Raw genomic sequence first — 25,702 nt, forward strand, 5'->3', positions numbered from 1 at the left:
GTGGACGTGCTGTCGATCGACTTCGGGACTTCCAGCACCGTCGGCGTCCTCTCCGCCTTCGGGCGCGGCCCGCGGGCCATCGAAGTCGACGGCTCGGTCACCATGTCCTCCGCCGTCTTCGTCAACGATGACGGCCTCCTCGTCGTCGGGCAGGATGCCGAACGGCGGGCGCGGCTCGATCCCAGTCGCTTCGAACCCAACCCCAAGCGGCGCATCGATGAAGGCACCCTGGACCTCGGCGGCACGAAGGTCGACGTCACCGACGCCTTCGCCGCCGTGCTGCGCCGGATCGGTGAGGAAGCCGGACGGCAGCTCGGCCGGTCGCCCGGGCAGACGCGGATCTCGCACCCCGCCGGCTGGGGCGCCACCCGGCAGGACGCCGTCCGGACCGCCGCCGCCAAGGCCGGCCTCGCCGATGTCCGGCTGGTCCCGGAACCCGTTGCCGCCGCCGCGCACTACGCCAGCATCGGGCACCGGCTCGCCGGGCCCATCGGTGTCTACGACCTCGGCGCCGGCACCTTCGACTGCGCCGTCGTCGGGGTGACGCGGCAGGGCTTCGCCGTGCTCGCCGAGGACGGCCTGCCCGATCTCGGCAGCCTCGACATCGACCAGGCGCTGCTCGTCCACATCGGACGGTCCGTCTCGCACGCCGATCCCGCGCAGTGGCAACGGCTTCTCCGCCCGCAGTCCACCGCCGACCGCCGTACCCGGCGCGCGCTGCTGCAGGACGTCCGTGACGCCAAGGAAAGCCTCTCGCGCCACACCCAGACCCACGTGCCGATGCCCGAGCCGTTCGGGGATGTCCTGGTCAGCCGCGACGAGCTCGAAGCGCTCGTGCGCCCCAGCCTGCTCCGCAGCGCCGAACTGCTCGGCGCGACGATCCGCCGGGCCGGGCTGAGCCCCGCGCAGCTCGCCGGCGTCTACCTCGTCGGCGGGCCGAGCCGGATGCCGCTGCTGGCCAGGCTGCTCGCGCGCCAGCTCGGCGTCACGCCGACCACGCAGGACCAGCCCGAGACGGCCGTCGCCTTCGGGCTGCACCACGTCCCGCTGGGCAGCGCCTCCGACCTCACCGTGCCCGCCTTCGCGCCGGTCCGCCCGCCCGTGGCCCCGCCGCGACCCCAGCAGTGGCAACAGCCGCAAGCCGTCCGGTACGCGCCGCAGCCGCCGCCGAAGCGCCGCGACACCAAGCCGTGGCTGATCGCGCTGGCCGTGCTCGTCGTCGTCGCGATCGTGGTCACCGTCGTCGTGCTCGTCAACCAGAGCCGCTCCGCGGCTCAGTCCACAGTGGACTGTACGACGACGGCCCAGCGCGACCAGGCCGGTTTCACGCCCTGCCTGCGTTCGCTCGCCGGCACCGTCCCGGACCGCGCGACCTGCGTGCGGGCCGACCAGGTGGCCGAGCTGGTGCACGCCCAGGCCGCGGTCAGCTGCGGGCTGGGCCGCGGCGACGTCGTCAGCTACTACCAGGGCGTGACCGTCGAAGACGTCGAGGCGGGCGCGAAGCTGCAGATGGGCAGTGGCGAGGTCGAACGCGGCACGTGGGACGGCGGCGGGCTGCACGGCCGGTACGTCGCCGGGGCCGGCAGCGTCACCGCCATCGTGCTCTTCGGCGCGGAAGACCGCCGGGCAGCGGCGCTCTACGTCTCGCTCGACGTCCGCGGCGGCCGCGTGGACGAGCTCCTCGGGTTCTTCAGGAGCGACCTCAAGCCGTCCTGACTCACCAGGCCTTGCCGAGCCGCATTCCCTTGTCGTACCAGTCGTCGTCCGCGACCGGTCCGGCCGGCGGCGCCGCGGGCGGGGCGTCCGAAGACCGGTCCTTCAGCACGGCGTCGTCCTTCTCCGAAGAAGCAGGGGGAGCAGCAGCAGAATCGGGCGCGAAAACCGGAGGCGGCGTCGGTTCGAACTGCATCCGCCAGCGCAGCCGGTCCATCAGGTAGCCGCCGGTGCCGACCTGCGCCAGCAGCTGCCCGGTCCGCTGCGCCGACTCCCGCTGCGCGTCGATGTACGTCCGCAGCACGGCGTCCGCGATCTCGGCCGGCGTCATCCCCGAGACGGCGTCGGTGAGCCGCAGCCGGGTCAGCACGCCGTCGGTGTTGACCGACAGCGAAACGGCGCCGTCGGCGGACGTCGCCGTCGCCGACAGCGCGGACAGCTCGGCCAACAGGGCCTCGCGGTCAGCCATCCAGCCTCCCGGCGTGCGTTGCGCCGCTGGACACCTGCCCGTCCGGCGCGATGTCGACGTTCGCGTCCCGCACGTTCTTCTCGGTCCGACGCGAAGTGTGGTCGGTCTCGAAGTTGTCCGGGTCGAAGCTCGACCCCGGGCTGACGTCCGGCGCGTCGGGGATCGCCGGCAGGTCGACGGCTTCGTCGCCGATGCGGTTCGCCAGCGTGTGGGCGGCTTCGCCGGCGGCGTCGCGGATCTTGCCCGCGCTGTCCATGAAGCTGCCGTACAGGTCCATGGCGTTGTCGCCCTTGATCTCCGCCTGGTTGGCCACGATCGCGGTGATCGCGCCGCCCGCGGCGTTGCCGGCGACCAGCGCGCCGTTGGCGGCGGTGAAGATCGACGCGCCCGCCGCGGCACCCGCGCCGCCGGTGGCCACGGCGAGCAGCCCGGTGACCGCGCCCGCGAACGTCGCCGCGAGCACCTTCGACCCGGCCGCCGCGCGCTTGCGGTCCTGCTCCTTCTTGTAGTCCTCCGCCGTCTGTTTGAACGTGGCGCCGAGGCTGTTCAGGTCCTGCCGGGCCGACGCGATGGCCTCGCGCGCCGCGACGACACCGCTTTCCAGCACGGTGATCTTGGTTTCGACCTCGGTGAAGGTGTCGGCCAGGTCGTTCAGGTAAGCCTTGACGGCGTTCGCCGCCGAGCCGCGCCACACCTCGAGGAACTGCCGGGCGTCGTCGAGCTTCGGCTTCGAGTCGCGCTGCAGCTGCTTCCAGACGGCGTCGTGGTTCATGATCAGGTGCTGCAGGCCCGAAGCCGACTCGTGGTCGATGTCGGCGTCGGAGAACTCGCGGTAGACCCCGGCGATCTCGTCCTGCATCTTCCGGACGTTCTCGTTGGAGTCGTCGAAGCCGAACAGCAGGAAGTCGGTTGTCCGCAGCACGTCGAGGGCGTCCAGCGCGTCGTTCGCGCCCTCCTTCAGGTCCTCGGAGATCCCTTCCAGGAGCTCGGCGCGGCGATCCGCGCCGCTGGACATCGGTTCGGCGTCGAGGCCGGTGTCGAAGTAGCCGTCCATGGTTCCCTCAGTTCGCTTCCAGGCCCGCGGCCGCGCGGTTGACGTGCTGCTTCGAGTCCTGGTCGGCCTTCTCGTACAGTTCCGCGACCCGCATCAGCGCGTGGCTGGTGTCCGCGGTGGTCTGGTGCAGCTGAGCGACCAGCTTCTGGATCTTCGCCAGGTGGTCGTTGTAGGCCTTGGCGACCTCCGGCATCCCCAGCGTCCGGCCGAAGGCGTTCTGCACGGGCAGCATCCCGGTGATACCGCCGAAGATCCCGCCACCGTCCGAGGAAACCGGCACATCGGTCCCGCGCAGGCCGCTCGACGCGGTTTCCGCGGCCTCGGCGGCGCCGGCCAGCGCGCGGGCGGAGTCGCGGAGATCCTGCAGGTCGGTCTCGAACCCGATCATCGTTCACCTCTTCTTCCGGGCAGTCGTCCGGACATGCAACCACCGTTCGGTCGCCCGACAGGGGGATTCGGTGACGGTGTGCGTCAGATCACGGCCGTGGTCAATGCTCCGCGCCCGCGCTGACCGCGATGTCCTCCGCCGTCGCCAACGCCGTGTCCGCCAACGCTTCCAGCGCGTCGGCGATCCGGTCCACCCCCAGCGAAGGCGCGGCCTGGCCCGACGCCGCGACCTGCTCCGGGCTGAACGGCACGTGCACGAACCCGCCGCGCACTCCCGGGAATTCCGCCAGCATGTGCATCAAGCCGTAGAAGACCTGGTTGCACACGTACGTCCCGGCGGTGTGGGACACCGACGCCGGCACGCCCGCCGACCGGATCGCCGCCACGCACGCCTTCACCGGCAACGTCGTGAAGTACGCCGCCGGGCCGTCCGGGACCACCGGGACGTCGACCGGCTGCTCGCCCGCGTTGTCCGGGATGCGCGCGTCGACCAGGTTGATCGCGACGCGCTCCGGGGTCACCTCCAGCCGGCCGCCCGCCTGGCCGACGCACACCACCAGCGACGGCCGGTGCTCGAGGAAGGCCGCGCGCAACGCGGGCAGCGACGCCGCGAACTCGCACGGCAGCTCGACCGCCGCGACGTCGTCCCGGCGCGCGCCGAGCAAGGAAACCGCCTGCCAGGACGGGTTCACCGACTCGCCGCCGAACGGCGCGAACCCCGTCATCAGCACCTTCGCCATGCCCCACCTCCGAAACGCCGTGAAGGCCACCCTACGACCGCGGGGTGGCCTTCACGAACCATCGGATCAAGCGGCGGGCTTCAGCCCACCCGGGAACAGGTACTGGTCGGCGGGCTTGCCGGCGCCGTACACCCACGCGTCGAAGAACCCCTGCAGGTTCTTGTGCGCGACGAGCTCGGTGTACCGCTGGAAGTCCTGCATGCTCGCGTTCCCGTCGCGGTGGAGTGACGGCCACGTCTTGAGCACCCTGGAGAAGGCCTGCTCACCGACGTAGTTGCGCAGCGCGTGCAGCATCATCGGGCCCTTGGAGTACACGTACGTGAATTCCTGGCCGGCGCCCATGTCGTACAGCTTGCCGTTCCAGAACGCCGTCGACGCCTTCTTGACGTCGTCCGCGTACTGCTTGTTCAGGTCGACGCCTTCCTTGCCCTCGTCCCACAGCCAAGTGGCGTAGGAGGCGAAGCACTCGTTCAGGCAGACGTCCCGCCAGTGCGCCACGGCCACCGAGTCGCCGTACCACTGGTGGGCGTTCTCGTGGACGATCGTCGGGACCGTGCCGGCCCAGCCCGCGGAGTAGATCGGCCGGCTCATCGTCTCCAGCGAGAAGCCGATCTGCTCGTTGAGGAAGATGCCGCCCGCCGCGTCGATCGGGTACTTGCCGAACTTCGACTCGAGGAAGTCGAGGATCTCCGGCAGCCGCGCTTCGGCCTGCTTCGTCGAGTCGGGCACGCCCGGGGCGAACGCGCTGACGATCGGCGTCCCGTCCTTGCGCTTCTGCCTGTCGAAGGTCCACTTGTCGATCGCGACCGTCGTCATGTACGGCACGATCGGCGTTTCCTCGGCCCAGACGTGCGTGGTGCCGTCCGGCGTCTTGATCGACGGCTTCTCACGGCCGTTGGCGATCACGCCCCACTCGTCGGGCACGGTGATCGCGAGGTGGAACGTGGCCTTGTCGAGCGGGGTGTCGTTGACCGGGTACCAGGTGGTCGCCGACTTCGGCTCGCCGGCGACGAACGCGCCGCCCGCCTGGGCGTACTGCCAGCCGTTGTTGCCGAGCGCCGGGTCGCTGATCGGCGCGGGCACGCCGTGGTAGGCGATCTTGACCTTGAAGTTCTGGCCGCGCCGCAGGGCGCGCGACGGCGTGATGACGAGCTCGTGGTCGCCGGTCCGGGCGAACCGCGCGCTCCGGCCGTCGATCTTCACCGAGTCGACGGTCAGGCCGTGCAGGTCGAGGTTGAACGAGCTGAGCGACTGGGTCGCCCGCACGGCGATGTCCTCGTTCCCGGTGAGCTGGTGCGACGCGGGGTCGTAGGTGACCTTGAGGTTGTAGTCGGCGACGTCGTAGCCGCCGTTGCCGTCCTGCGGGTAGTAGCTGTCCCCGGCGCCGTCGCTGCCGGGCCGCGCCGGGCCCCAGCCGTCGCCCGCCGCGGCGACGCCGGTGCCGAGGCAGAGGCTGGCGACCACGGCGGCCGCGACCACGGCCGGTTTCTTTCCCCTCATGAACGCTCCTGTCCGTATCGGATGGACCTCGTCCGCAACGTATCGCCACGAATGCATGGTTCGAAGAGGCCCGTCGCTTTTGTCCGGATAATCAGCACTTACGTCGGCCCGCCCCGCTGCCCGGGTGTCGTCTGGAAAGCTGGACGCATGCGCGTTGCGCTGCTGGGCCCGCTGCGGGCGGTGAACGACGACGGCACGCCGATCGACATCGGTGGCGCCCGCCTCCGCATGCTCCTGGCCCGGCTCGCGCTGGACGCCGGGCGCGCGGTCCCGGCCGACGCGCTCGTCGACGGACTCTGGGGTGGCGAACCGCCCGCCGACGCCGCCAACGCCCTGCAGTCGCTGGTCTCGCGGCTGCGCAAGGCCCTGCCGGTGCCGGTCGAATCGGGCCCCGGCGGCTACCGGCTCGCCGTGGCCCGCGAGGACGTCGACGCCGAGCGCTTCGAACGGCTCGCCGCGGAGGGGCGCCGCGAGCTGACCGCGGGCCGGGAGGCCTACGCGGCCGAGCTGCTCGCCGAGGCGCTCGCGTTGTGGCAGGGCGGCGCGCTCGCCGACGTCCTCGACGCGCCGTTCGCGCCGGCGCCCGCCCGCCGGCTCACCGAGTTGCGGGCCGAGGCGGCCGAAGACCGCTTCGACGCCCTGATCCGGCTGGGCGAGCACGCCGCCGTCCTCGCCGACCTGGCCGCCGCGGCCGACGCCGACCCGCTGCGCGAGCGGCTGGCCGGGCTGCGGATCCGCGCGCTGTGCGCGGCCGGGCGGCAGTCGGAGGCGCTGGGCGTCTACTCCGGCATCCGCCGCACCCTGGCCGACCAGCTCGGCGTCGACCCGTCGGCCGAGTTGCAGGAGATCCACCTGGCCGCGCTGCGCGGCGAGTTCGCGCCGCCGTCGCCGGTGACCGACCGGCTGCCGACCCGGCTCACCACGTTCATCGGCCGCGACGACGAGCTCAAGCTGCTGGCCGAGCTGCTCGGCGGCGCCCGGCTGGTCACCTTGACCGGACCCGGCGGGGCGGGCAAGACGCGGCTGGCCACCGAAGCGGCGTCGCGGCACCCGGCGCACCAGCGGGGCCGGGTCTGGTTCGCCGCGCTGGCCGGCGTCCGCGACCCCGACGACCTCGGCGGCGCGCTGCTGGGCGCGCTGGAGATCCGGGACATCCGCAGCACCGACACCGAGATCCGCCGTCCGCTCGACCCCGTCGAGCAGGCCCTCGAAGCGCTCGGCGGCGCGGAAGCGCTGCTGGTGCTGGACAACTGCGAGCACGTCGTCGACGCCGCCGCCCGGCTGGCCGACGAGCTGCTGCAGCGGGCGCCGCGGCTGCGGATCCTGGCCACCAGCCGCGAGCCCCTCGCGATCACCGGCGAGGCGCTCTGCCCGCTCGGCCCGCTGCCGGTGCCCGCGGAGCGCGCCGCGCCCGCGGAGGCCGCCGAGCTCGACTCGACGCGGTTGTTCCTCGACCGCGCGGCCGCCGTGCGGCCCGACTTCGTGCTCGACGAGTCCACTGTGGACCAGGTTGGCGAGATCTGCCGCCGGCTCGACGGGATGCCGCTCGCGCTGGAGCTGGCCGCGGCGCGGCTGCGGTCGATGACGGTGGCGCAGATCGCCGGCAGGCTCGGCGACCGGTTCCGGCTGCTGACCTCGGGCAGCCGCACGGCGCTGCCGCGGCAGCGGACCCTGCGCGCGGTCGTCGAGTGGAGCTGGGACCTGCTGACCGAGGCCGAGCTGGTGCTGGCCCGGCGGCTCGCGGTGTTCGCCGGCGGCGCCGAGCTGGAGCCGATCGAGGCCGTCTGCGCGGACGAGCTGCTGCCCGCCGCCGACGTCCCGTACGTCCTCGGCAGCCTGGTCGAGAAGTCCATTGTGGACACCATCGACGGCGGCCGCGGCGAGCCGCGGTACCGGATGCTGGAGACGCTGCGCGCGTACGCCACCGAGCGGCTGATCGAGTCGGGCGAGCACGACCGGACGCGCCGCGCGATGGCGTCGTACTACGCCGACCTCGCGCAGGGGCTGGAGCCGACGCTGCGCACCGCCGAGCAGCTGAAGGCGATCGACGCGTTCGAGGCCGAGAGCGACAACATGATCGCGGCCCTGCGCGGCTCGATCGAGATGTCCGATGTGGACAACGCGGTCGCGCTGCTGGACGGGATGTTCTGGTACCTCACCATCCTCGGCCAGGGCGGCCGGGTCGGCGGGCTGCTGCGCGAGACCCTCGCGTTCGGCGACCGGCTGCCGCCGGCGGTGTCGGCCGCCTACCACGCGCTGATCTACCTCATGGACGCGGTCCCGGTGCGCTCGGACCAGTCCGAGATCCTGCGGCTGGTCGACGAATGCGTGCGCACGGACGCCGTCGACCGGTATCCCGGGCTCGCCGTGGCCCTGCCGATGCTGGCCTTCCTCGGCGGCGACCGCGAGGTCGCCGTGCGCGAAGTGCACCGGGCCGCGCAGCACCCCGATCCGTGGACGCGGGCCGGCGGCCACTGGGTGGAGAGCTTCCTGCTCGACGACGCGGGTGACGTCGAGGGCGCGGACCGGGCGCGCGACCTGGCCCACGCCGGGTTCGCGGAGGTCGGCGACCGCTGGGGCACCGCGATGACGTTGAGCTTCAAGGGTTACGCGCTGTCCCAGGACGGCGAAAGCGCGAAAGCCATCGAGATCTACCAGCAGGGCCTGGCGCTGTCGATGGAGCTGCGTTCGCACGAGGACGCCGTGCAGCACTGGTGGCGGCTGTCCGTCGAGCGGGCGCGGACCGGGGACTTCGAGGGTGCGTGGCGCGACCAGGAGGCGGCCGAGCGCTACGGCGAAGGCATCACGAACCCGCAGCAGCGGGCCATCCTGATGTTCGGGCGGCTGGAGCTGTTGCTGCGCACCGGCGAGCTGGCCGAAGCGCGGACACTGCTCGACCGCGTCGCCGCGTTCGGGGGCGACGACTGGTTCCCCGGCGGGATCGGCGACGAGTTCATCCACGCGTTCGAAGCCCGGATCCTGCTGGCCGAGGGCCACCCGGACGAGGCCGAGTCCCACGTGGCCATCGCGATCCGCGCGACGAACCGCCGCGGCGACATGCCGGACCTGGCCGGGTCGGTGGAGCTGCTGGCGATGGTGCGCGCGGCGCAAGGACGTCCCGAGCAGGCGGCGCGGGTGCTCGCCGCGTCGGCGGTGGTCCGCGGCCGGCTCGACCTCGGCAGCCCGGAGGTGCGGGCGCTGATCGAAGAGCTGCGCGCGGCCCTGCCGGACTACGACGCGCGTTACGAGGAGTCCCGTGCGATGTCCAAAAAGGACACCATCGGGTGGCTGCTGGCCGAAGTCGGCTGAAGGGGACGCTCGCCCCCGGCGAACGTCCCCTTCAGCTCCCCCTGGCGCGGGTCACCCCCGTGTCGCGCGCCTTTCTCAGACCCGCCGGCGGTAGGCCCAAGTGGCCAGCGGGAAGAACACGATGACCGCGCCGGCCATCCAGGCGAGCGCCCCGGCCAGCGGGCCGGCGACCGCGCCGCCGTTCATCAGGCCGCGCAGCGCGTTCGCCATCAGGCTCACCGGGCTGATGTCCGCCCACGCCCGCAGCCACCCCGGCATCGTCGAGGTCGAGACGAACACGTTGCTGCCGAAGGTGAGCGGCATGATGAAGACGAACATCAGCGCCTGCGCCGAACCCGGCGACTTCATCACCATGCCGACGAACACCGAGCCCCAGCAGAAGCACAGCCCGAACGCGAGCGCGAGCAGGATCGCCACCACGAACTCCGCCGGGCTGGTCGCGATGCGGTAGCCCATGATCGTGGCCACCACCATCAGCACCGTCAGGCACACGACGTACCGCACGATGTCCGCGAGCACCGCGCCGATCAGCGGAGCCGAGCGGGCGATCGGCATGCTGCGGAACCGGTCGAACACGCCCTTGGTGATGTCGGTGTTGAGGTTCGTCCCCACGGCCAGGCACGCCTGCAGGATGTTCATCACGATGATGCCGGGCACGACCATCTGCAGGTAGGCGTCGGTCGAGCCGGACAGCGCGCCGCCGAACAGGTACACGAACATCACCAGGAAGATGATCGGCATCAGGGTGACGTCGGCGAGCTGCTCGGGGTTCTTGCGGATCTTCAGGATGCCGCGCCAGGCCAGCGAAAGCGCGTGGCCGAAGCCCTTGGCGGGGCTGATGTGCCGCGGCGGGGCCGGGCGGTCGAGTGCCAGCGTCGTCATGCCAGGCTCCCTTCGAGGGTCTTGTCCGAAGAAGACGCAGGGGGCTGTTCGGCCGTATGTCCGGTGAGGGCGAGGAACACCTCGTCGAGGCTGGGCAGCCGCAGCGCCAGCTCGTCGGCGGTGATGCCGGCTTCGTCCAGCTTGCGGACCAAAGTGGACAGCAGGACGGGGTCGTTGACCGGCGCGGTGAGCAGGCCGGTCGTGTCGTCGCGGGTCGGCCGGACGCCGGAGAGGTCGCCGAGGATCCGGTTGACGGCGTCCATGTCGGACAGCTGGGTCGGCCGGACCTGCAGCGTCTGGCCGCCGACGCGGCGCTTGAGCTCGTCGGCGCGGCCGTCGGCGACGACGCGGCCGTGGTCGAACACGGTGATCTTGTCGGCCAGCTGGTCGGCCTCTTCGAGGTACTGCGTGGTCAGCAGTACCGTGGCGCCCTCCGCGACGAGCGTGCGGACGACGTCCCAGACCTCGTTGCGGGCGTGCGGGTCGAGGCCGGTGGTCGGCTCGTCGAGGTAGAGCACCTCGGGCCGGCCGACGAGGCTGGCGGCGAGGTCGAGCCGCCGCCGCATGCCGCCCGAGTACGTCCGGATCGGCCGCTTGGCCGCCTTGGTCAGCTCGAACCGCTCGATCAGCTCGGTGGCGCGGGCTTTGGACTGGGCGCGGGAGTGGCCGTACAACCGTCCGATGAGGACGAGGTTCTCGATGCCGTTGAGGTCCTCGTCGACCGACGCGTACTGGCCGGTGAGCCCGATCAGGCTGCGGACCCGGACGGGATCGGTGACGACGTCGAAACCGCCGACGGTGGCTCTGCCGGCGTCCGGTTTCATCAGGGTGGCCAGGATCCGGACGGCGGTCGTCTTGCCGGCGCCGTTCGGGCCGAGCACCCCGACGACCTGGCCGAACGGGACCTCGAGGTCCACCCCGTCCAGCGCCTTGGTGTCCCCGAAGTGTTTGACCAGGCCCTCGGCCTGGATCGCGTGCGACATGGGCGTCCTCCTTCGCTGTCGCGTTCTGAGGACACTCTGACCGGGTGCGCTGGCAGCACGCGCACAGCGCGCTGGCAGGCGCTGGCAGCGGCTGGTGGAGATCTTGTGGAGGAGTTGTCGGCGGCCGGGCCCCGTGCGCGTGGGCTCGGCATACTCGGCACCATGACCGTTGCGGAAGAGACGCGCGTCCGGCGGAAGAACCCGCTGGTCACGGCCTTGCTGGTGGTGCTGCTGGTGCCGTTGGCCGGACTGGCCGCGCTGCGCCTGATCGGCTACGACGGCGACTGGTACACCCTCGTCGCGTTGTCACTTACGCCGTTCGTGGCGGCCGCGGGCCTGCTGCTCAGCGGGCTGGCGCTGGCCTTGCGGCGCTGGTGGGTCGGCGGGACCGCGCTGGTGCTGGCGGTCGCGCTGGCCGTCCTCGTCGTGCCACGGCTGTCGGCGAGTGATCAGCGCGAAGTGCACGGGAAGACACTGCGCGTGCTCGCGTCGAACCTGCTCTACGGCCAGGCGGACCCGAAGGCCGTCGTCGACCTGGTGCGCGAGCAGCGGATCGACGTGCTGAACCTGGTCGAAATGACGCCGCGCGTGGTCGACGGGCTGACCGCGGCCGGGCTGTTCCAGCTGCTGCCGTACCGCGTGCTGCACCCCGCGCCCGGCGCGTTCGGCTCGGGGATCGTGTCGCGCTTCCCGCTGAAGGAGGTCAACCTGACCGGTGATTCGGCGGCCAAGCAGCCGGGCGCGCAGGCCGACCTCGGCGACGGCGTGGTGGCCGAGATCGTCGCCGTCCACCCGATCTCCCCGGACGTCGACACGCCGCAGTGGGAGCGCGAGATCAAGGACCTGTCCCGCGCGGCGGGCGAGCACGGCCTGCGCATCTTGGCGGGCGACTTCAACGCGACGCTGGACCACGCGGCGTTCCGCACGGTGCTCTCCCGCGGCTACAACGACGCGGCGGAGGAGCGCGGCGCGGGGTTGACGCCGACTTGGCCGTCTTCGTCCCCGGTGGTGACGATCGACCACGTGGTCGTCGACAACCGAGCGGCGGTCCAGGACTACCGCGTGTTCGACGTCGCGGGCAGCGACCACCGGGCGGTGTTCGCCGAAGTGCGCCTGCCGTGACCCCGTCGTGAGTGGGAAACAGTGTTCTAACCCTGTTCCCCACTCACGAGAACTCGCACCGTTTCCAGGGCGCCGGCCGGGATGGACACCCCGCGCCCGTGCCGGATCTCCGGCTCACGCGGGTTGATCCGGATCAGCGCCCCACTCGCCGCGCTCGCCAGTTCGCTGTAGCGGCGGACCGTCGGGACCGCCTGGCCCGCGCCCAGTTCCACCACGACGAGGTCGCGAGCCGTCCGGCGCCACGCCGTCAGCTCGTCGAGCTGGGCCTGGCTGCGGTCCGGCACCCAGTCGAAGTCCCCGAACATCAGGATGTTGGGCCGCGCCAACCCACCGCACCGCGGGCACGACGGCAGCGGTGGCACGGCTCGCATGGTTTCGGGGTCGATCTCGACCTCGACATCGGCAGCAGACCAGATTTCGGTGCTGCAGCCGGAAAGGCACTGCAGGTGGTGGATCGAGCCGTGCGCCTCGGCGACGTGCTCGTAACCCGCCTTCTGGAACTGTCCGTCCACATTGGACGTGAAGACGCGCACGGACGGGGCCGAGCCGAGCAGCAGCCGGAAACCCTCGTGCGGCACGGTCTTGCGGTACAGGTCGAGCCGGTGCCCGTAGAACCCCCAGGCCAGCTCGGGGTCGTCGGCGAAGTGGCGCGGGTCGGCCAGCTCCTCGAACCGCAACCCGAGCCGGGCGTACGGCGGGTACGCGCGCCAGAACCCTTCGCCGCCGCGGAAGTCCGGCAGCCCGGAGTCGACGCCCATCCCGGCGCCGGCGCAGATCAGCAGCGCGCCGGCGCCGTCGAGCAGCTCCGCGGCCCGTTCGAGAGCGTCACTCACCCGGCTGCGAACCGAGGACGACCTCGAACTCGAGCAGGTTGGCGCCGGTCGACACGGGCTTGGCGCGCTCGCCCGAGTGCGCCGCCGCGGCCGGGCCGCCCTTGGCCCACGCCTGGTAGGCCTCCTCCGTCTCCCACTTCGTGTAGACGAAGTAGCGCGTCTCGCCGGAGACCGGGCGCAGCAGCTCGAACCCGAGGAAGCCGGGCTGCTGGTCGACGGAGTGCAGCCGCGCCGCGAACCGCTTCTCCAGCTCGGGGCCGGCGCCTTCGGGTACCTCGATCGCGTTGATCTTCACGACACTCATGCCTCCACCCTAGTTGGCCGTCGGGTGTGATCCGTGCCACTGTGAATCACATGGGGAGCACCGAGCGGGACCTCGCGGCCGACTTGCAGCGCATCATCCGGGCGACCGCGGACTCCGTGTCCGGGAGCGCGGGCAACGAGCTGATCGACCGCGTGACCGCGCACGTCGGGCCGCTGCCCGGGGTGGTCGTCGTGACCCGCAACTGGCCGATGTGGGAGCACGCGAACATCCAGCGCGGGGTCGACGCCTACCTCGCCGAGCACGGCACCGACGTCGGCTGGTTCGGCATCGCGGGCGGCCAGCGCACGCACGAGGACCTGATCGGGATGCTCGTGATCGCGCGCAAGCAGGGCACGTTCGAGCTCGGCTCGGTCGACTACACGACGACGGCGACCGGCCCCGAGGACGCGACCGAGGCGGTGCAGCTGGGGCTCGTCGGCACGCGCGCGCCCGGCGGGGAACCGGTGCTGCTCGCGATCCGCGGCGCGAACCCGCAGTGGGGTCAGCTGGAGGCGCGGCTGGAGGTGCTGGCGACGTCACGCGCGATCGCGACCGAGGTGCGCGACCGCGTCGAGCGCCTGATGGCCCGCCACGACGTGCTGCGCGGGCAGGTACTGGCCTTCGGGGCCAGCGAAAACCGCGGCAACGACCTGCTGACGTTCCTGCCGCGCCCCACGTTGACCGGCGAGGAGGTCGTGCTCCCCGAAGGCGTGCTCGACGCGATCGAGCGGCACACGGTCGGCATCGCGGAGCACGGCGAGCGGCTGCTGGCCGCCGGGCAGCACCTCAAGCGCGGCCTGCTGCTGCACGGCCCGCCCGGCACCGGCAAGACGCACACCGTCCGGTACCTGATGAGCCGGCTGCCGGGCACCACGGTGGTCATCCTGACCGGCACGGCGATGCGGTTCGTGGCGAAGGCGGCGGCGCTGGCCCGGCGGCTGCAGCCCAGCGTCGTCGTGGTGGAGGACGTCGACCTGATCGCCCAGGACCGCAGCTACGGCCCGGACGCGCACCCGCTGCTGTTCACCCTGCTCGACGCGATGGACGGCGTGGGCGGCGACGCCGACGTGACGTTCCTGCTGACGACCAACCGCGCGGGCGCGCTGGAGCGGGCGTTGGCCGACCGCCCGGGCCGGGTCGACCTGGCCGTCGAGATCCCGCTGCCGGACGCGGCGGGTCGCGAGGCGCTGCTGCGCCTCTATGCGCGCGGGCTGAAGCTCACGGCGGACCTGGCCCCGATCGTCGAGGCCACCGAGGGCGTCACGGCGTCGTTCGCGAAGGAACTGCTGCGGCGCGCGGCACTTCGGTCGCTGGCGCTCCGGCCGGACGAAGACGTCGTGGTGGGCGACGAGGAGCTGACGACGGCGTTGCGCGAGATGCAGGACGCGCGGAGCGCCTTGACGCGGTCGTTGCTGGGCAGCTCAGCTGCGCAGTGAGCCGGGGAAGAGGTCGGCGTCCGCGGGGAGCTTCGTCCCCCGGAACCACTCGTCGAAGAACGGCTTCAGGTTCTGCCCGCTCACCGACGAAGCCATCTTCTCGAAGTCGGCCCAGCTCGCGTTTCCGTGGCGGTACCGCGCCGGCCAGTCGTGCAGGAGCCGGTCGAACGCCGGGTCGCCGATCTGCCGTCGCAATGCGTGCAGCGCGAGGATTCCCTTGTTGTAGACGCCCTCGAACTCGTGGCCCTGGCCCATGCCGACCAGCTTCTGGGCCCAGAAGTCCGTGCTGCCGCGGGTGATTTCGATCGCCGCGCGGTAGCGGTCGTCGAGGCTCTGGCCTTCGCGCTCCGCCCACAGCCACTGCGCGTACGACGCGAAGCACTCGTTCAAGCAGATGTCCGACCAATTGCGAAGCGACACCGAATCGCCGAACCACTCGTGGGCGTTCTCGTGCACCAGCGTCGGCAGGTCGGCCCACTTCGCGTACGTCGGCCGGGTCTGCGTCTCCAGCGAAAAGCGGACGTCCTCGTTCAGGAAGATCCCGCCGGCCGCCGACTGCGGGTACGGGCCGAACTTGCCGCTCAGGAACCCGAGCACCTCCGGCAGGCGGTCGCCGATCGCGCGGCGGGCCTCGGCGCCCGGTGCGTACGCCGAGACGACCGGGGTGCCGTCCTTCAACGTCGACCTGTCGACACTGAACTTGCCGATCGCGATCGTCGTCAGGTAGCTCGCGACCGGGTTCGGCTCGGTCCACGTCCCCGGCGGGCCCTCCCGGCCGTTCGAGATGACCGTCCAGCCGGCCGGGACGTGCGCGGTCAGCGTGAACGTCGCCTTGTCGCGCGGGGTTTCGTTGACGGGGTACCAGAACGCCGCCGAGTGCGGCTCGCCGACCATGTACGCGCCGCCGTCGGCCGAGTGCTGCCAGCCGTTCTCGCTGCCGCCGTCGTGCGGGGTCTTCGCCGGGTCGCCGCCGTAGCGCACCCGCGTGCGGAACGTCGTCCCGGCGCGGATCGGCGACGCCGGCGTGACGACCAGCTCGAACGCCTTTTCGCGCGTGAAGTGCGCCGGCTGCCCGTCGACTTCGACGCTGTGGACGTCGAGGCCGCGCAGGTCGAGGTCGAACCGGCTGAGGTCCTGGGTCGCCTTCGCGGTGACCGTCGTGTCGCCGTCGAGGTGGCCGCTCGGCGGGTCGTACGTCACGCCCACCTGGTAGCCGAGGGCGTCGTAGCCGCCGTTGCCGTCGTCCGGGTAATACGGATCACCGGCGCCGGCCGCGCCCGGAACCGGGTGCATGGGCGGCGGCGGGGGCGGCGCCGTGACGGCGTCACCGCTGCACGCCGCGGCGAGGACCACCGCGGCGCAGACGGCGAGGGCGGCGAGTCGGCGGCGCATCCCACCACCATAGGTGATGGATTGCGATCACTCGGTCACGCTTCGCACCAGCCATTATGGTGGCCGCGTGCTCTGTTTCGGCGGCACCGGTGTGCCGATCGTTCTGCTCCACGGCCTGATGGGCCGCGCGCGGACGTGGTGGCGGGTCGCGGAGTGGCTCCGGCCCTATGGCGCGGTGTACGGCCTCGACGCGCGCGGTCACGGCAGCGCGCCACGCGTCGGGCCGTGGACGACCGAGCGGTTCACCGACGACGTCGCCGACGCGCTGCGGACCCTGGAAGCCGGGCCGGCCGTGCTCATCGGGCACTCGATGGGCGGCCTGCACGCGTGGGCGACCGCCGCGAAGTACCCGGAGCTGGTGCGCGCGGTCGTCTCCGAGGACTTCGCGCCGGACCAGCGCGGCCGGACCGTCGAGACGTGGCGCGGGTACTTCGAGAGCTGGCCGGTGCCGTTCAAGTCGCTCGACCACGTCCGCGAGTTCTTCGGCGACGCGGGCGAGTACTTCGCGGACTGCGTCGAGGAGCGTTCCGACGGGTTCCACCTGGTCGCCGACCTCGAGGACCTGTACGTCATCGCGGCGGAATGGGGCCGGCGGGACTACTGGGACGTCGTCGACGCGATCCGCTGCCCGCTGCTGCTGGTCGAGGGCGAGCACACGGCGATGCCGCCGGGCCAGCAAGCGCTCGTCACTTCACGCGTCGCCGGCGCGAAGCACCTTGTGGTCCCCGGCTCAGCGCACTTACCCCACGACGAAGCCCCAGAGACGTACCGCGGCGCCGTCGAAGCCTTCCTATCCGACCTCTTGCTGCGCTAAACCCGCATCTTTCTCGGGGAAAGATGCGGGTTTGGCACCCGTGTGGGGGAGGTTAGATTTGGGAAAGGTCGGATCGCCAGGCTGCGGTGGAGCGGTCGGACGGGACGATCAGGGGCCAGACGTCCGCGCCCAGGAAGCCCGTTTCGTCGGTCGCCTTCGTCGCGGTGCACGTGTGGCGCGGTAGTCCGGCCTGAACGGACAAAGCGGCCACGGCGTCCTTTGTGGACTTACCGAACACGCCGTCGGTCGGCACGTCGTACCCGGACGTGCGCAGGAACTGCTGTGCCAATTGCACCGTGCGACCCGTGTCGCCCGGCTTCAGCAGCGGCCACGCCGCTTCGGCGCGCGCGACCGAGACGCCGAGGACGCGGCCGACCGCCGTCCGCAGCTCCGGCAGCCGGTTGTAGAGCACCGTGCCGGGGCACTCGGTCGAGTTGAAGTCGCGGTGGCCCTTGATGAATTCGGGCGAAATGCCGTATTGGTGCGCGATGTAGGCCACCAGGCCGACCAGCGAATCCCACAGCGCCTGCGGCACGTCGACCGTGCTGTAGAGGCCCTCGTTCTCGATGCCGATGACCTCGCTGTTGTGGTTGCCGACGTTCGCGCCCTGGACGTGCTGCGTGCCGCCGCGCAGGATCTCCAGGCTGCGGTGCCTGCCTTCGGTGACGAACCCGCCGCGGCTGTTCGTGAACTGCTGGCCGCTGTCGATCCAGCCGTTCTTGTCCATGTGCAGGTTCTGGATGTACCGCGAGACGTAGAACGCGCGCGCCAGCGAGAAGTCGTTGTTCATCGGCGGATCGACGGCGTGGTGCACGACGATGTAGGTCGGCTTGTGGTTCTCCACCACGATCGGCCCCGAGGCGGGCCGCGCGCCCCACTCGGCGCAACCGTGGATCGTCGGTGTCGGCACGGCCGCGGCGGCCGTCCCCGTGGTCGTCATCCCCAGTGCGCCGGCCGCGGTCGCGGTCATCCCCGCTTTGAACAGGGTCCGGCGGTCAACAGTGACCATGCGGGAAAGGTAGCTCCGAAGCGCGCCTATGACAACTATTGACCAACTTTGGTTGTAGCGCGTCAGTGTTCGCCCGGGAGAGCGAAGAGGCCGCTGCTGGTCTGCTCCAGCAGGCCGTCGGCGAGCAGGGAGTCCAGGCAGCGGTCGCGCTGGCCGCCGTCGTGCCACACCAGGTCGAGCCGCGCTTTTTCGACGGGGCCTTCGCTGCCGCGCAGGACGTCCAGCAGCAGGCCGCGGACCTGCCGGTCGGTGCCGGCGAACTTCTGCACCGGCTTGGCCGGGCCGGCGTACTCGGGCCGGCCGGCGAGCTGCCACGCGCACTCGTCGTAGATCGGGCAGTCCGCGCACCGCGGCGAACGCGCGGTGCAGATCAGGGCACCCAGTTCCATGATCGCCGCCGAAAAGCGAGCGGCGGGCGCGTCTTCGGCGGGCAGCAGCGCCTCGACGTCGGCCATGTCCCGGGTGTTCGACGCGGGCCCGGCGTCCCCGGCCCCGTGCACGGCCCGCGCGACGACCCGCCGCACGTTGGTGTCGACCACCGGCGCGCGCAGGCCGTAGGCGAACGCGGCGACGGCGCGCGCCGTGTAGGCGCCGATCCCGGGCAGCGCGAGCAGAGTGTCCACATCGGACGGAACGACGTCCCCGTGCTCGCGCGCGATGACGCCGGCGGCTTCGTGCAGCCGGAGGGCGCGCCGCGGGTAGCCGAGCTTGCCCCAGGCCCGCACGACCTCACCCTGGCTCGACGCGGCCAGCGCCGAGGGCACCGGCCAGCGGGCCAGCCACTCGTGCCAGATCGGCTGCACGCGGGCGACGGGCGTCTGCTGGAGCATGATCTCGCTGACGAGCACGCCCCACGCCGAGCAGTCCGGCTCGCGCCAGGGCAGGTCCCGGCCGTGCGTGGAGAACCAGTCGAGCAGTACGTCAGCGTCCACAGCCACGCCGGGAGGCTACTTCGCGTGCTTCGGCAGCTCGCGGGCGACCTCGTCCGGTGACGGCATTTCCGCGATCTCCGCGGCGATCGCGCGGGCCGCGTCCCGGCGGGAGGACGCCTTCCGGGCCTGTTCGGCGACGGCCTCCGCGGTCAGTTCGCCGGGCAGAAGCCGCAGTGCCGCACCCGAGGCGACGAGCGCGTCGGCGTTGGCGAACTGGTCGGCACCCTGAGGCAGGAGCAACTGCGGGACGCCGGCGGCGAGCGCGCCGAGGGTGGTGCCGCTGCCGCCGTGGTGCACGACCAGGTCGGCGTGCTCGATCACCGCCGCCTGCGGTACCCAGGCCAGGGCGGTGACGTTGTCCGGCAGCGGGCCGAGGGGCACCCCGCCGGTGGCCACCACGACGTGCGTGCCGAGCCGGGCCAGCCCCTCGATCGCCGTGGTGAGGACCTCCGACGTGCCGAACGCGGTGCCGAGCGTCAGGTAGATCAGCGGCCCCCGGAAGTCGCCTGGCTCGGCGAAGGGCACCGGGCGCAGGACGATCCGATCGGCGGTCGCCAGGAAGCTCGTGTCCTGCAGGGATGGCGGGCAGATGTCCAGGTGCGTCCCGCCGTCCGGGCGCTCGAGCCCGATCCCGTCGGGGAACAGCCGGCCGAAGCCGTGCCACAGAGCGGGGATCCCCGCGCGCCGCGCGGCGACGGCCACCTCCGGGACGCCCCACCCGTGCACGACCAGGTCCGGCCGCAGCCGCATCAGGTCCGGTTCGAGGTCTTCGGCGTAGATCTCGTAGAACGAGTCCGCGGGCCGGAACGGGTTCAACCCGAGCCGGCTCAGCGGCGCGTGGACGTGCTCACCGGCGGCGAAGCGCACTTCGTGTCCGACGTCGCGCGCCGCGACCGCGAGCGGGACCATCGGGTAGGTGTGGCCGGGCGAGGCCAGACCGGCGAAGAGTACACGCATGCTGTCCCCATTCGGATGTCATGAACATCTGAATGGAGACTAGCGTTACTTGACCTCGGTGAGCTTCCCGGTCTTGACGTCGTAGACGAACCCGCGGACGTTCTCCGTGTGCGGCAGGTAAGCGCTCCGCCGCACGCGCTCGACGGACGTCCGGACGCTGTTCTCCACGTTCCGGAACGCCTCGACCGACCACGTCGGCCGCAGGCCGGTGTCGCTCTCCAGCTCGTCCTTGAAGTCGTCCTCGGTGACCATCGACAGGCCGCACTCCGTGTGCTGGACGACCAGCACCTCGCGCGTGCCGAGCTTGCGCTGCGAAAGGGCCAGCGAGCGGATCATGTCGTCGGTCACCACGCCGCCCGCGTTGCGGAGGACGTGCGACTCGCCCTGCAGGAGGCCGAACAGCTCGAACACCCGGATGCGGGCGTCCATGCAGGTCAGGATGGCCACCTGGAGCGACGGCTTCGGGGACGACCGGTCGCCGGGCGTCACCTCGCCGAGTTCCTGGTTGCGCTTGAGCAGTACGTCGATCGAGGTCATCGGTCACCTTCCGGCCAGTGGCCCCGCGGCGCGGGCGTGCCACTCCATTTGACCTGGTGGGTACCCGTCCGAGCAATGCACTACGAGCTATGTCACGGGTCAGCCCCCGAACCAGGGCTCCTCGACCGTTCTAGGGGGTCCCGACGTGCGGCCGACGCGCAGCTCGGTCGGCAGCGTGATCACCTTCGGCGCGCTCCGCTCGGCCGAGCCGAGCAGCAGCCGGCCGGCCGTCTTGCCCTTCTCGAGCACCGGCTGGTGGACCGTGGTGAGGCCGATCCGCTCGGCTTCGGCGATGCCGTCGAATCCGGTGACGGTCAGGTCCTGCGGCACCCGCAGCCCCCGCCGCTCGGCCTCGGCCATCGCGCCGAGCGCGAGGATGTCCGACGTGCAGATCACGGCCGTGATCTGCGGATACGCGTCGAGGAGCTGGCGCGCGGCCGAAGCGCCGTCGTCCACCGTGTGGTCGAAGCGCTCGACCACCGGGACGCCGGCCCAGTCGACGCCCGCCGCGGAGAACGCCACGGCGAGCGCTTCCAGCCGGGTGCGCTGGACGTGGAAGTGCGCGCCGCTTTGGCGGGCCGGGGAGACGAAGTCGTCGTTGCGCTCACGGGCCAGGCGCATGCAGATCACGCCGACCTGGCGGTGGCCCAGTGTCACGAGGTGCTCGGCGATCTTGCCGACCGCCGCCGCGTCGTCCGGGCCGACGCGGTCGATGCCTTCGAGGCTGGGCTGGTCGATGATCACCGTCGGCACCGGGCGCTCCAGCACGGCGGCCAGGTGCGGGTCGTCGTCCGGGACGGAGTAGACGACGAAGCCGTCGACACCAGCCCGGTGCACTGCGGCGACGTCTTCACGGCCCGGGCTGGCGGGCACCAGGTGCAGGCCGACACTGGCGTCTTCGCAGGCCAGGGCCAGTCCTTCGAGCACGCCGACGGCGGCGGGGTCGCGGAAGGCGTAGGAGAGGTTCTCGGTGAGCAGCAGGCCGACCGCGCCCGCCTTGCGCGTGCGCAGGGAGCGGGCGACCGGGTCGGGGCCGGGGTAGCCGAGTCGCCGCGCGGTCTCGAGGACCCGGCGGCGCAGTTCCGGGGACAGCTGGTCCGGCCGGTTGTAGGCGTTGGACACCGTGGTCCTGGACACACCGAGCTCCGCCGCGAGCGACGCCAGCGTCGCCTGCCTCCGGGTGCGAATAGGACGTCCCATCAGCAAACCGTAACGGTTCAGATCGTTTTCCTGAAGAGACACCCCGCGTGGTCGATGTCTCGATCCGCATGCATGAAGACGCATACACCAAACCGGGATCGGATGGCCAGGAAGTCATCCGGATGGGGTAAGGTGAATCTGACAACGGTTTCCATTAGCGTCTCAGTGCCGTCAGGAGAGTTCTTCAGATGAGTTCCCGCCGCACCAGGAGCGTGCTCGCCGCCGCTTCGGCCCTGTCCGTCTTCGCGCTGGCCGCGTGCTCCGGCGGAACGTCCGGCTCGGACGGCGGCGCCCAGTCCGGCGGGTCCGAAAAGATCAAGGTCGTCGCCTCGACCGACGTCTGGGGCAGCGTCGTCAGCGCCGTCGGCGGGGACAAGGTGGACGTCAAGTCGATCATCCACGACCCCTCGGCCGACCCGCACTCGTACGAAACGACCGCCGACGACGCCCTCGCGGCGAAGGACGCGAAGCTGCTGCTTTCCAACGGCGGCGGCTACGACGAGTTCTTCGACAAGCTCACCGCGCAGGCCGGGGACGCGAAGAAGCTCGTCGCCTACGACATCGCCGCGACCGGCGACGAGAACGAGCACGTCTGGTACGACCTGCCGGGCGTCGACAAGGTCGCCGACCAGGTCGCGGCGCAGCTCGGCGAGCTGCAGCCGGCGTCGAAGCAGGCGTTCACCGACAACGCGACGGCGTTCAAGGCGAAGGTCGACGCGCTCGAGAAGCGCCTCGGCGAGCTCGGCACCACCCACCCGGGTACGAAGGTCGTCGTCACCGAGCCGGTCGCGCACTACCTGCTGGAGAGCGCGAAGCTGACGGACGCGACGCCGAAGGCGTTTTCCGACGCCGTCGAGAACGACACCGACGTCCCGGCCGCCGCGGTGAACGAGTACAAGCAGCTCATCGCCACCAAGCAGGTCAAGGCGCTGATCAACAACGCGCAGACGGTGACCCCGCTGACCCAGGACGTCGTCGGGCAGGCGAAGGCCGCCGGGATCGGCGTCGTCGACGTGACCGAGACGCTGCCGCAGGGTGTGACCGACTACATTGGCTGGATGACCGGGGAAGTGGACGCGCTGGCAGGAGCGTTGAAGTAGGCATGGCTCCCGTCTCAGACGACGTACGCCCCGCGGTCCGGGTCCGCGGGGCGGGGCTCGCGTTCGGACCCCGGACCCTCTGGTCGGGGCTGGACCTCGTCGTCGAGCCGGGGGAGTTCCTCGCCGTGCTCGGCCCGAACGGCTCCGGCAAGAGCAGCCTGCTCAAGGCGCTGCTCGGCATGCAGGGCCTGTCGGCGGGCTCGGTCGAGATCGCCGGCGGCCGCCCGGGCGGCGCGAACCGCAAGGTCGGCTACATCCCGCAACAGCGCGCGATCGACGAGTCGCTGACGCTGCGCGGCGTCGACCTGGTCGGGCTGGGCCTCGACGGGCACCGCTGGGGGCCCGGGCTGTTCGGCATGGCGGCCCGGCGTCGTCAGGTGGCGGCGGCGGTCGACGCGGTGGGCGCGACGCGTTACGCGAAGCAGCCGGTCGGCCGGCTGTCCGGCGGCGAGCAGCAGCGGCTGCGGGTGGCGCAGGCCCTGGTCGGCGACCCCGAGGTGCTGCTCTGCGACGAGCCGCTGCTGTCCCTGGACTTGGCGCACCAGCGCGCGATCAGCGAGCTGATCGACTCCCGGCGGCGCACGGCCGGCACGGCGGTGCTGTTCGTGACGCACGAGATCAACCCGGTGCTGCCGTTCGTCGACCGGGTGCTGTACCTGGTCAACGGCCAGTTCCGGATCGGCAAGCCGGACGAGGTCATGACCACCGAGACGCTGTCGGAGCTGTACGGCACCCGCGTCGAGGTGCTGAAGGTGGGCGGGCAGATCCACATCGCGGGCGCGCAGAGCGCGTTGTGCGAAGAGGAGCCGCACCACCACGAACACGACGTCGAAGAGCAAGTGGGCTGAGTCTTGGATCTGTTCGACTTCGGCAAGACGTGGGAGCTGATCACCGAGCTCCCCGGCGTCCAGACGGCGTTGTTGGCCGCGTTGATCCTCGGCCTGGTCGCGGGGGTGCTGGGCCCGCTGATCGTGATGCGGCGGATGTCGTTCGCGGTGCACGGGACGTCCGAGCTGGCGTTCACGGGCGGCGCGGCGGCGTTGCTGCTCGGGATCGGCGTCGAGTACGGCGCGCTGATCGGCGCGGTGGTGGCGGCGCTGCTGCTGGGCATCCTGGGTGCGCGCGACGCGGACCGCGACTCGGTGATCGGCGTGATCCTGTCGTTCGGTCTCGGCATGGGCGTGCTGTTCCTGTCGTTCTACAAAGGACGGTCCGGGAACAAGTTCGGGATCTTGACGGGCCAGATCATCACGATCGACTCGACGAACCTGACGTTGTTCGTGGTGTCGTCGGTGGTGGTGTTGGCGGTGCTGGCGCTGGTGTACCGGCCGTTGCTGTTCGCTTCGGTGGACCGGAACGTGGCCGTGGCGCGCGGGGTGCCGGTGAAAACGCTGACCGTGGTGTTCGCGCTCTTGGTCGGGATCTCGACCGCGTTGAGCGTGAAGGTCGTCGGGTCGCTGCTGGTGGTGGCGTTGATGGTGACACCGGCCGCGGCTGCTGCGCGGGTGACGGCGTCACCGTGGAAGGCGACGGTGCTTTCGGTGGTCTTCGCCGAGGTGGCGGCGATCGGCGGAATCGTGCTGTCGCTGGCGCCGGGGCTGCCGGTGAGCGCGTTCGTGACGGCGATTTCGTTCTTGATCTACGTGGTCTGCCGGGTGATCGCCTGGCAGCGCGACCGCCGCACCCGAGTCCGCACTGTGGAACCGGCCCTCGTCGCGGCCGCCTGAAGACCTCACTTTCGCTACGAAAGATGCGTCCGAAGGGCCCCTGGACGCATCTTTCCTAGGGAAAGTGAATGTGCGAACGCAAAGTTAGCCCAGCATAAGCAGGACCTGGAGTTCGCCGACCACGAAGCCGATCACCCCGCCGACCGCGATCAGCTTCCATTCGTCCTGCCGGAACGCGGGCCGTAAGAGTCCCTCGAATTCGAGAGGCGTCAACGCCAGCATCCGCTGCTCGATCATCTTCGCGACGTCCATCGCCTCGGTCAGGTACCCCTCGGCGTACCGCGCGGTGTCCGGCAGTTGCTCCAGCGCCTTCCGGGCCGCCGCGTGCTTCATCTCCTTCAGCCGCGTGCCGCCCAGCGTCCGGGACAGCGGTACCTGCGAGTCCACCGCGGCTGAGACGGCGTGCTCCACCAGCGCGGCCAGCCGGTCGGCGCGCGGTCCGCGCAGGACCGCGTCCAGCAGGTTCTGGACCGTCAGCACCTCGGTGGCGATCAGCTCGCCGTACTGCCGCGCCACCTCCGCGCGCCGCCGCTGGAACTTGCCCTGGAAGATCACCCGGCCCAGCCGGACCGGCTCGCGCGGGACGAAGATCAGCTTGATCGCCAGCCAGTCGGTGAACAGCCCGATCGCGCCGCCGAAGACCGGCAGGACCAGGGGCTCGCGCGTGACCGCCCACACCAGGGTCTGGATCAGGCCGAGGCCGAAGCCGAAGTAGATGCCCATCCGCGCGATGAACGCCATCTCGGGCCGGGACGTCTCGCGGATCAGCCGGACCAGCAGCGCCTTGTCGCGCGTCAGCCGCTGGACCGTCATGTGCTGGACGTCGAGGACTTCGTCGAGGTTCTCGCGGACGTCGTCGAGGAACTCCCGCACCAGCCGCGGCGCCGACGCCTGGACCTGCTTGATCAGCATCTCCTGCGCCAGCGTCGGCATGACCTCCCACAGCCGCGGGTGGTGCTCGGCGAGCACCTCGCGCGCGATGTGGTCGACCGCGCGCAGCAGCGGCTGCTCCAGCTCGCTGGTGATGATCACCGGGTCGATCCGGCCGAAGACCTCGCGCAGGTCCAGCAGGTTCGCCGTCAGCAGCTCGGTCGCGACGGCCGCCATCCGCCCGCCGTGCTTCGGGACGACGCCCTGCCAGCCCAGCAGCGGCGGGATCCCGATGAAGTCCAGCGGCCGGAACATCATCTCGATGGCGACGCGCTTGGTGACGTACCCGATCAGCGCCGCGATGAACGGCATCGCCGCGTACACCGGCCAGTGCAGCGCGAGGTCGTGCAGGACCGCGGCCAACTCCGACCT

At 71.4% G+C, this 25,702-nt stretch carries 24 protein-coding genes; 8 read left to right on the forward strand and 16 right to left on the reverse strand.

Going from position 1 to position 25,702, the window contains the following annotated elements:
• Entirely contained in the window at window positions 1-1,716 is a 1,716-nt protein-coding gene (locus ABFJ78_RS05755) for an Hsp70 family protein (RefSeq protein WP_436384633.1), read from the forward strand.
• Between the two features lies 1 nt (window position 1,717).
• Here the strand turns inward: ABFJ78_RS05755 and ABFJ78_RS05760 are convergent, their stop codons facing one another.
• The 5 genes from ABFJ78_RS05760 to ABFJ78_RS05780 all read right to left on the reverse strand — a co-directional run bounded on the left by ABFJ78_RS05760 (window position 1,718) and on the right by ABFJ78_RS05780 (window position 5,863).
• The gene (locus ABFJ78_RS05760) at window positions 1,718-2,182 is read right to left on the reverse strand and encodes a YbaB/EbfC family nucleoid-associated protein (RefSeq protein WP_436384634.1); all 465 of its coding nucleotides are present in this window, start codon (window positions 2,180-2,182) and stop codon (window positions 1,718-1,720) included.
• Window positions 2,175-3,236, reverse strand: coding sequence for a hypothetical protein (locus ABFJ78_RS05765; protein WP_436384635.1), 1,062 nt, complete (start codon window positions 3,234-3,236; stop codon window positions 2,175-2,177). The genes ABFJ78_RS05760 and ABFJ78_RS05765 overlap by 8 nt, the downstream gene beginning before the upstream one ends.
• A 7-nt stretch (window positions 3,237-3,243) precedes the next feature.
• Complete coding sequence (locus tag ABFJ78_RS05770) at window positions 3,244-3,624, reverse strand: hypothetical protein (RefSeq protein WP_436384636.1); 381 nt, start codon at window positions 3,622-3,624, stop codon at window positions 3,244-3,246.
• A 100-nt stretch (window positions 3,625-3,724) separates the two neighbouring features.
• Complete coding sequence (gene pcp / locus ABFJ78_RS05775; protein WP_436384637.1) at window positions 3,725-4,363, reverse strand: pyroglutamyl-peptidase I; 639 nt, start codon at window positions 4,361-4,363, stop codon at window positions 3,725-3,727.
• 66 nt (window positions 4,364-4,429) lie between these two features.
• On the reverse strand, window positions 4,430-5,863 hold the full coding sequence (locus tag ABFJ78_RS05780) for a M1 family metallopeptidase (RefSeq protein ID WP_436384638.1): 1,434 nt from the start codon (window positions 5,861-5,863) through the stop codon (window positions 4,430-4,432).
• Window positions 5,864-6,010: 147 nt separating this feature from the next.
• Between ABFJ78_RS05780 and ABFJ78_RS05785 the strand changes: the two genes are divergently transcribed.
• The gene (locus ABFJ78_RS05785; protein ID WP_436384639.1) at window positions 6,011-9,172 is read left to right on the forward strand and encodes a BTAD domain-containing putative transcriptional regulator; all 3,162 of its coding nucleotides are present in this window, start codon (window positions 6,011-6,013) and stop codon (window positions 9,170-9,172) included.
• A 75-nt stretch (window positions 9,173-9,247) separates the two neighbouring features.
• Here the strand turns inward: ABFJ78_RS05785 and ABFJ78_RS05790 are convergent, their stop codons facing one another.
• Together ABFJ78_RS05790 and ABFJ78_RS05795 are read right to left on the reverse strand one after the other, a co-directional pair.
• Window positions 9,248-10,054 (reverse strand): ABC transporter permease, encoded by an 807-nt coding sequence (locus ABFJ78_RS05790; RefSeq protein WP_436384640.1) that lies wholly within the window; start codon window positions 10,052-10,054, stop codon window positions 9,248-9,250.
• Entirely contained in the window at window positions 10,051-11,037 is a 987-nt protein-coding gene (locus ABFJ78_RS05795) for an ATP-binding cassette domain-containing protein (protein WP_436384641.1), read from the reverse strand. The genes ABFJ78_RS05790 and ABFJ78_RS05795 overlap by 4 nt, the downstream gene beginning before the upstream one ends.
• A gap of 105 nt (window positions 11,038-11,142) precedes the next feature.
• Between ABFJ78_RS05795 and ABFJ78_RS05800 the strand changes: the two genes are divergently transcribed.
• Complete coding sequence (locus ABFJ78_RS05800; protein WP_436384642.1) at window positions 11,143-12,159, forward strand: endonuclease/exonuclease/phosphatase family protein; 1,017 nt, start codon at window positions 11,143-11,145, stop codon at window positions 12,157-12,159.
• Between the two features lie 26 nt (window positions 12,160-12,185).
• Here ABFJ78_RS05800 and ABFJ78_RS05805 read toward each other — a convergent pair whose 3' ends face one another.
• On the reverse strand, window positions 12,186-12,992 hold the full coding sequence (locus ABFJ78_RS05805) for an SIR2 family NAD-dependent protein deacylase (protein WP_436384643.1): 807 nt from the start codon (window positions 12,990-12,992) through the stop codon (window positions 12,186-12,188).
• Entirely contained in the window at window positions 12,985-13,296 is a 312-nt protein-coding gene (locus ABFJ78_RS05810; protein ID WP_436384644.1) for an antibiotic biosynthesis monooxygenase family protein, read from the reverse strand. Before ABFJ78_RS05810 ends, ABFJ78_RS05805 begins: the two co-directional genes overlap by 8 nt.
• 50 nt (window positions 13,297-13,346) lie before the next feature.
• On the opposite strand from ABFJ78_RS05810, the gene ABFJ78_RS05815 reads away from it, so the two are divergent.
• Window positions 13,347-14,732, forward strand: coding sequence for an AAA family ATPase (locus ABFJ78_RS05815; RefSeq protein WP_436384645.1), 1,386 nt, complete (start codon window positions 13,347-13,349; stop codon window positions 14,730-14,732).
• On the opposite strand, the gene ABFJ78_RS05820 is transcribed toward ABFJ78_RS05815, so the two are convergent.
• Entirely contained in the window at window positions 14,718-16,124 is a 1,407-nt protein-coding gene (locus ABFJ78_RS05820) for a M1 family metallopeptidase (RefSeq protein WP_436384646.1), read from the reverse strand. The genes ABFJ78_RS05815 and ABFJ78_RS05820 overlap by 15 nt on opposite strands.
• A 67-nt stretch (window positions 16,125-16,191) precedes the next feature.
• Here ABFJ78_RS05820 and ABFJ78_RS05825 point away from each other — a divergent pair, with 67 nt between their 5' ends.
• Window positions 16,192-16,938 carry an alpha/beta fold hydrolase gene (locus ABFJ78_RS05825; protein WP_436384647.1) on the forward strand — a complete coding sequence of 249 codons (747 nt, stop codon included), beginning with the start codon at window positions 16,192-16,194 and terminating at the stop codon, window positions 16,936-16,938.
• Window positions 16,939-16,990: 52 nt separating this feature from the next.
• On the opposite strand, the gene ABFJ78_RS05830 is transcribed toward ABFJ78_RS05825, so the two are convergent.
• The 5 genes from ABFJ78_RS05830 to ABFJ78_RS05850 all read right to left on the reverse strand — a co-directional run bounded on the left by ABFJ78_RS05830 (window position 16,991) and on the right by ABFJ78_RS05850 (window position 21,573).
• Complete coding sequence (locus tag ABFJ78_RS05830; protein ID WP_436384648.1) at window positions 16,991-17,947, reverse strand: peptidoglycan recognition protein family protein; 957 nt, start codon at window positions 17,945-17,947, stop codon at window positions 16,991-16,993.
• Window positions 17,948-18,009: 62 nt separating this feature from the next.
• Window positions 18,010-18,885: an A/G-specific adenine glycosylase gene (locus ABFJ78_RS05835; RefSeq protein ID WP_436384649.1), complete on the reverse strand. Its 876-nt coding sequence runs from the start codon at window positions 18,883-18,885 to the stop codon at window positions 18,010-18,012.
• A 9-nt stretch (window positions 18,886-18,894) separates the two neighbouring features.
• Window positions 18,895-19,836, reverse strand: a complete 942-nt coding sequence (locus ABFJ78_RS05840; protein WP_436384650.1) for a glycosyltransferase — start codon at window positions 19,834-19,836, stop codon at window positions 18,895-18,897.
• Window positions 19,837-19,881: 45 nt separating this feature from the next.
• Window positions 19,882-20,373, reverse strand: a complete 492-nt coding sequence (locus ABFJ78_RS05845) for a beta-class carbonic anhydrase (RefSeq protein WP_436384651.1) — start codon at window positions 20,371-20,373, stop codon at window positions 19,882-19,884.
• 99 nt (window positions 20,374-20,472) lie between these two features.
• The gene (locus tag ABFJ78_RS05850; RefSeq protein WP_436384652.1) at window positions 20,473-21,573 is read right to left on the reverse strand and encodes a LacI family DNA-binding transcriptional regulator; all 1,101 of its coding nucleotides are present in this window, start codon (window positions 21,571-21,573) and stop codon (window positions 20,473-20,475) included.
• Window positions 21,574-21,761: 188 nt separating this feature from the next.
• On the opposite strand from ABFJ78_RS05850, the gene ABFJ78_RS05855 reads away from it, so the two are divergent.
• From ABFJ78_RS05855 to ABFJ78_RS05865, 3 genes are read left to right on the forward strand one after another with little or no spacing between them, the layout of a single operon-like run.
• On the forward strand, window positions 21,762-22,673 hold the full coding sequence (locus tag ABFJ78_RS05855; protein ID WP_436384653.1) for a metal ABC transporter solute-binding protein, Zn/Mn family: 912 nt from the start codon (window positions 21,762-21,764) through the stop codon (window positions 22,671-22,673).
• A 2-nt stretch (window positions 22,674-22,675) separates the two neighbouring features.
• Complete coding sequence (locus tag ABFJ78_RS05860; RefSeq protein WP_436384654.1) at window positions 22,676-23,521, forward strand: metal ABC transporter ATP-binding protein; 846 nt, start codon at window positions 22,676-22,678, stop codon at window positions 23,519-23,521.
• Window positions 23,522-23,524: 3 nt separating this feature from the next.
• Entirely contained in the window at window positions 23,525-24,400 is an 876-nt protein-coding gene (locus ABFJ78_RS05865; RefSeq protein WP_436384655.1) for a metal ABC transporter permease, read from the forward strand.
• Window positions 24,401-24,484: 84 nt separating this feature from the next.
• On the opposite strand, the gene ABFJ78_RS05870 is transcribed toward ABFJ78_RS05865, so the two are convergent.
• Window positions 24,485-25,693 (reverse strand): DUF445 domain-containing protein, encoded by a 1,209-nt coding sequence (locus ABFJ78_RS05870; protein ID WP_436385397.1) that lies wholly within the window; start codon window positions 25,691-25,693, stop codon window positions 24,485-24,487.
• Window positions 25,694-25,702 lie beyond the last annotated feature (9 nt).

The organism is Amycolatopsis sp. MEPSY49 (assembly GCF_051337345.1).
GTDB lineage: Bacteria > Actinomycetota > Actinomycetes > Mycobacteriales > Pseudonocardiaceae > Amycolatopsis.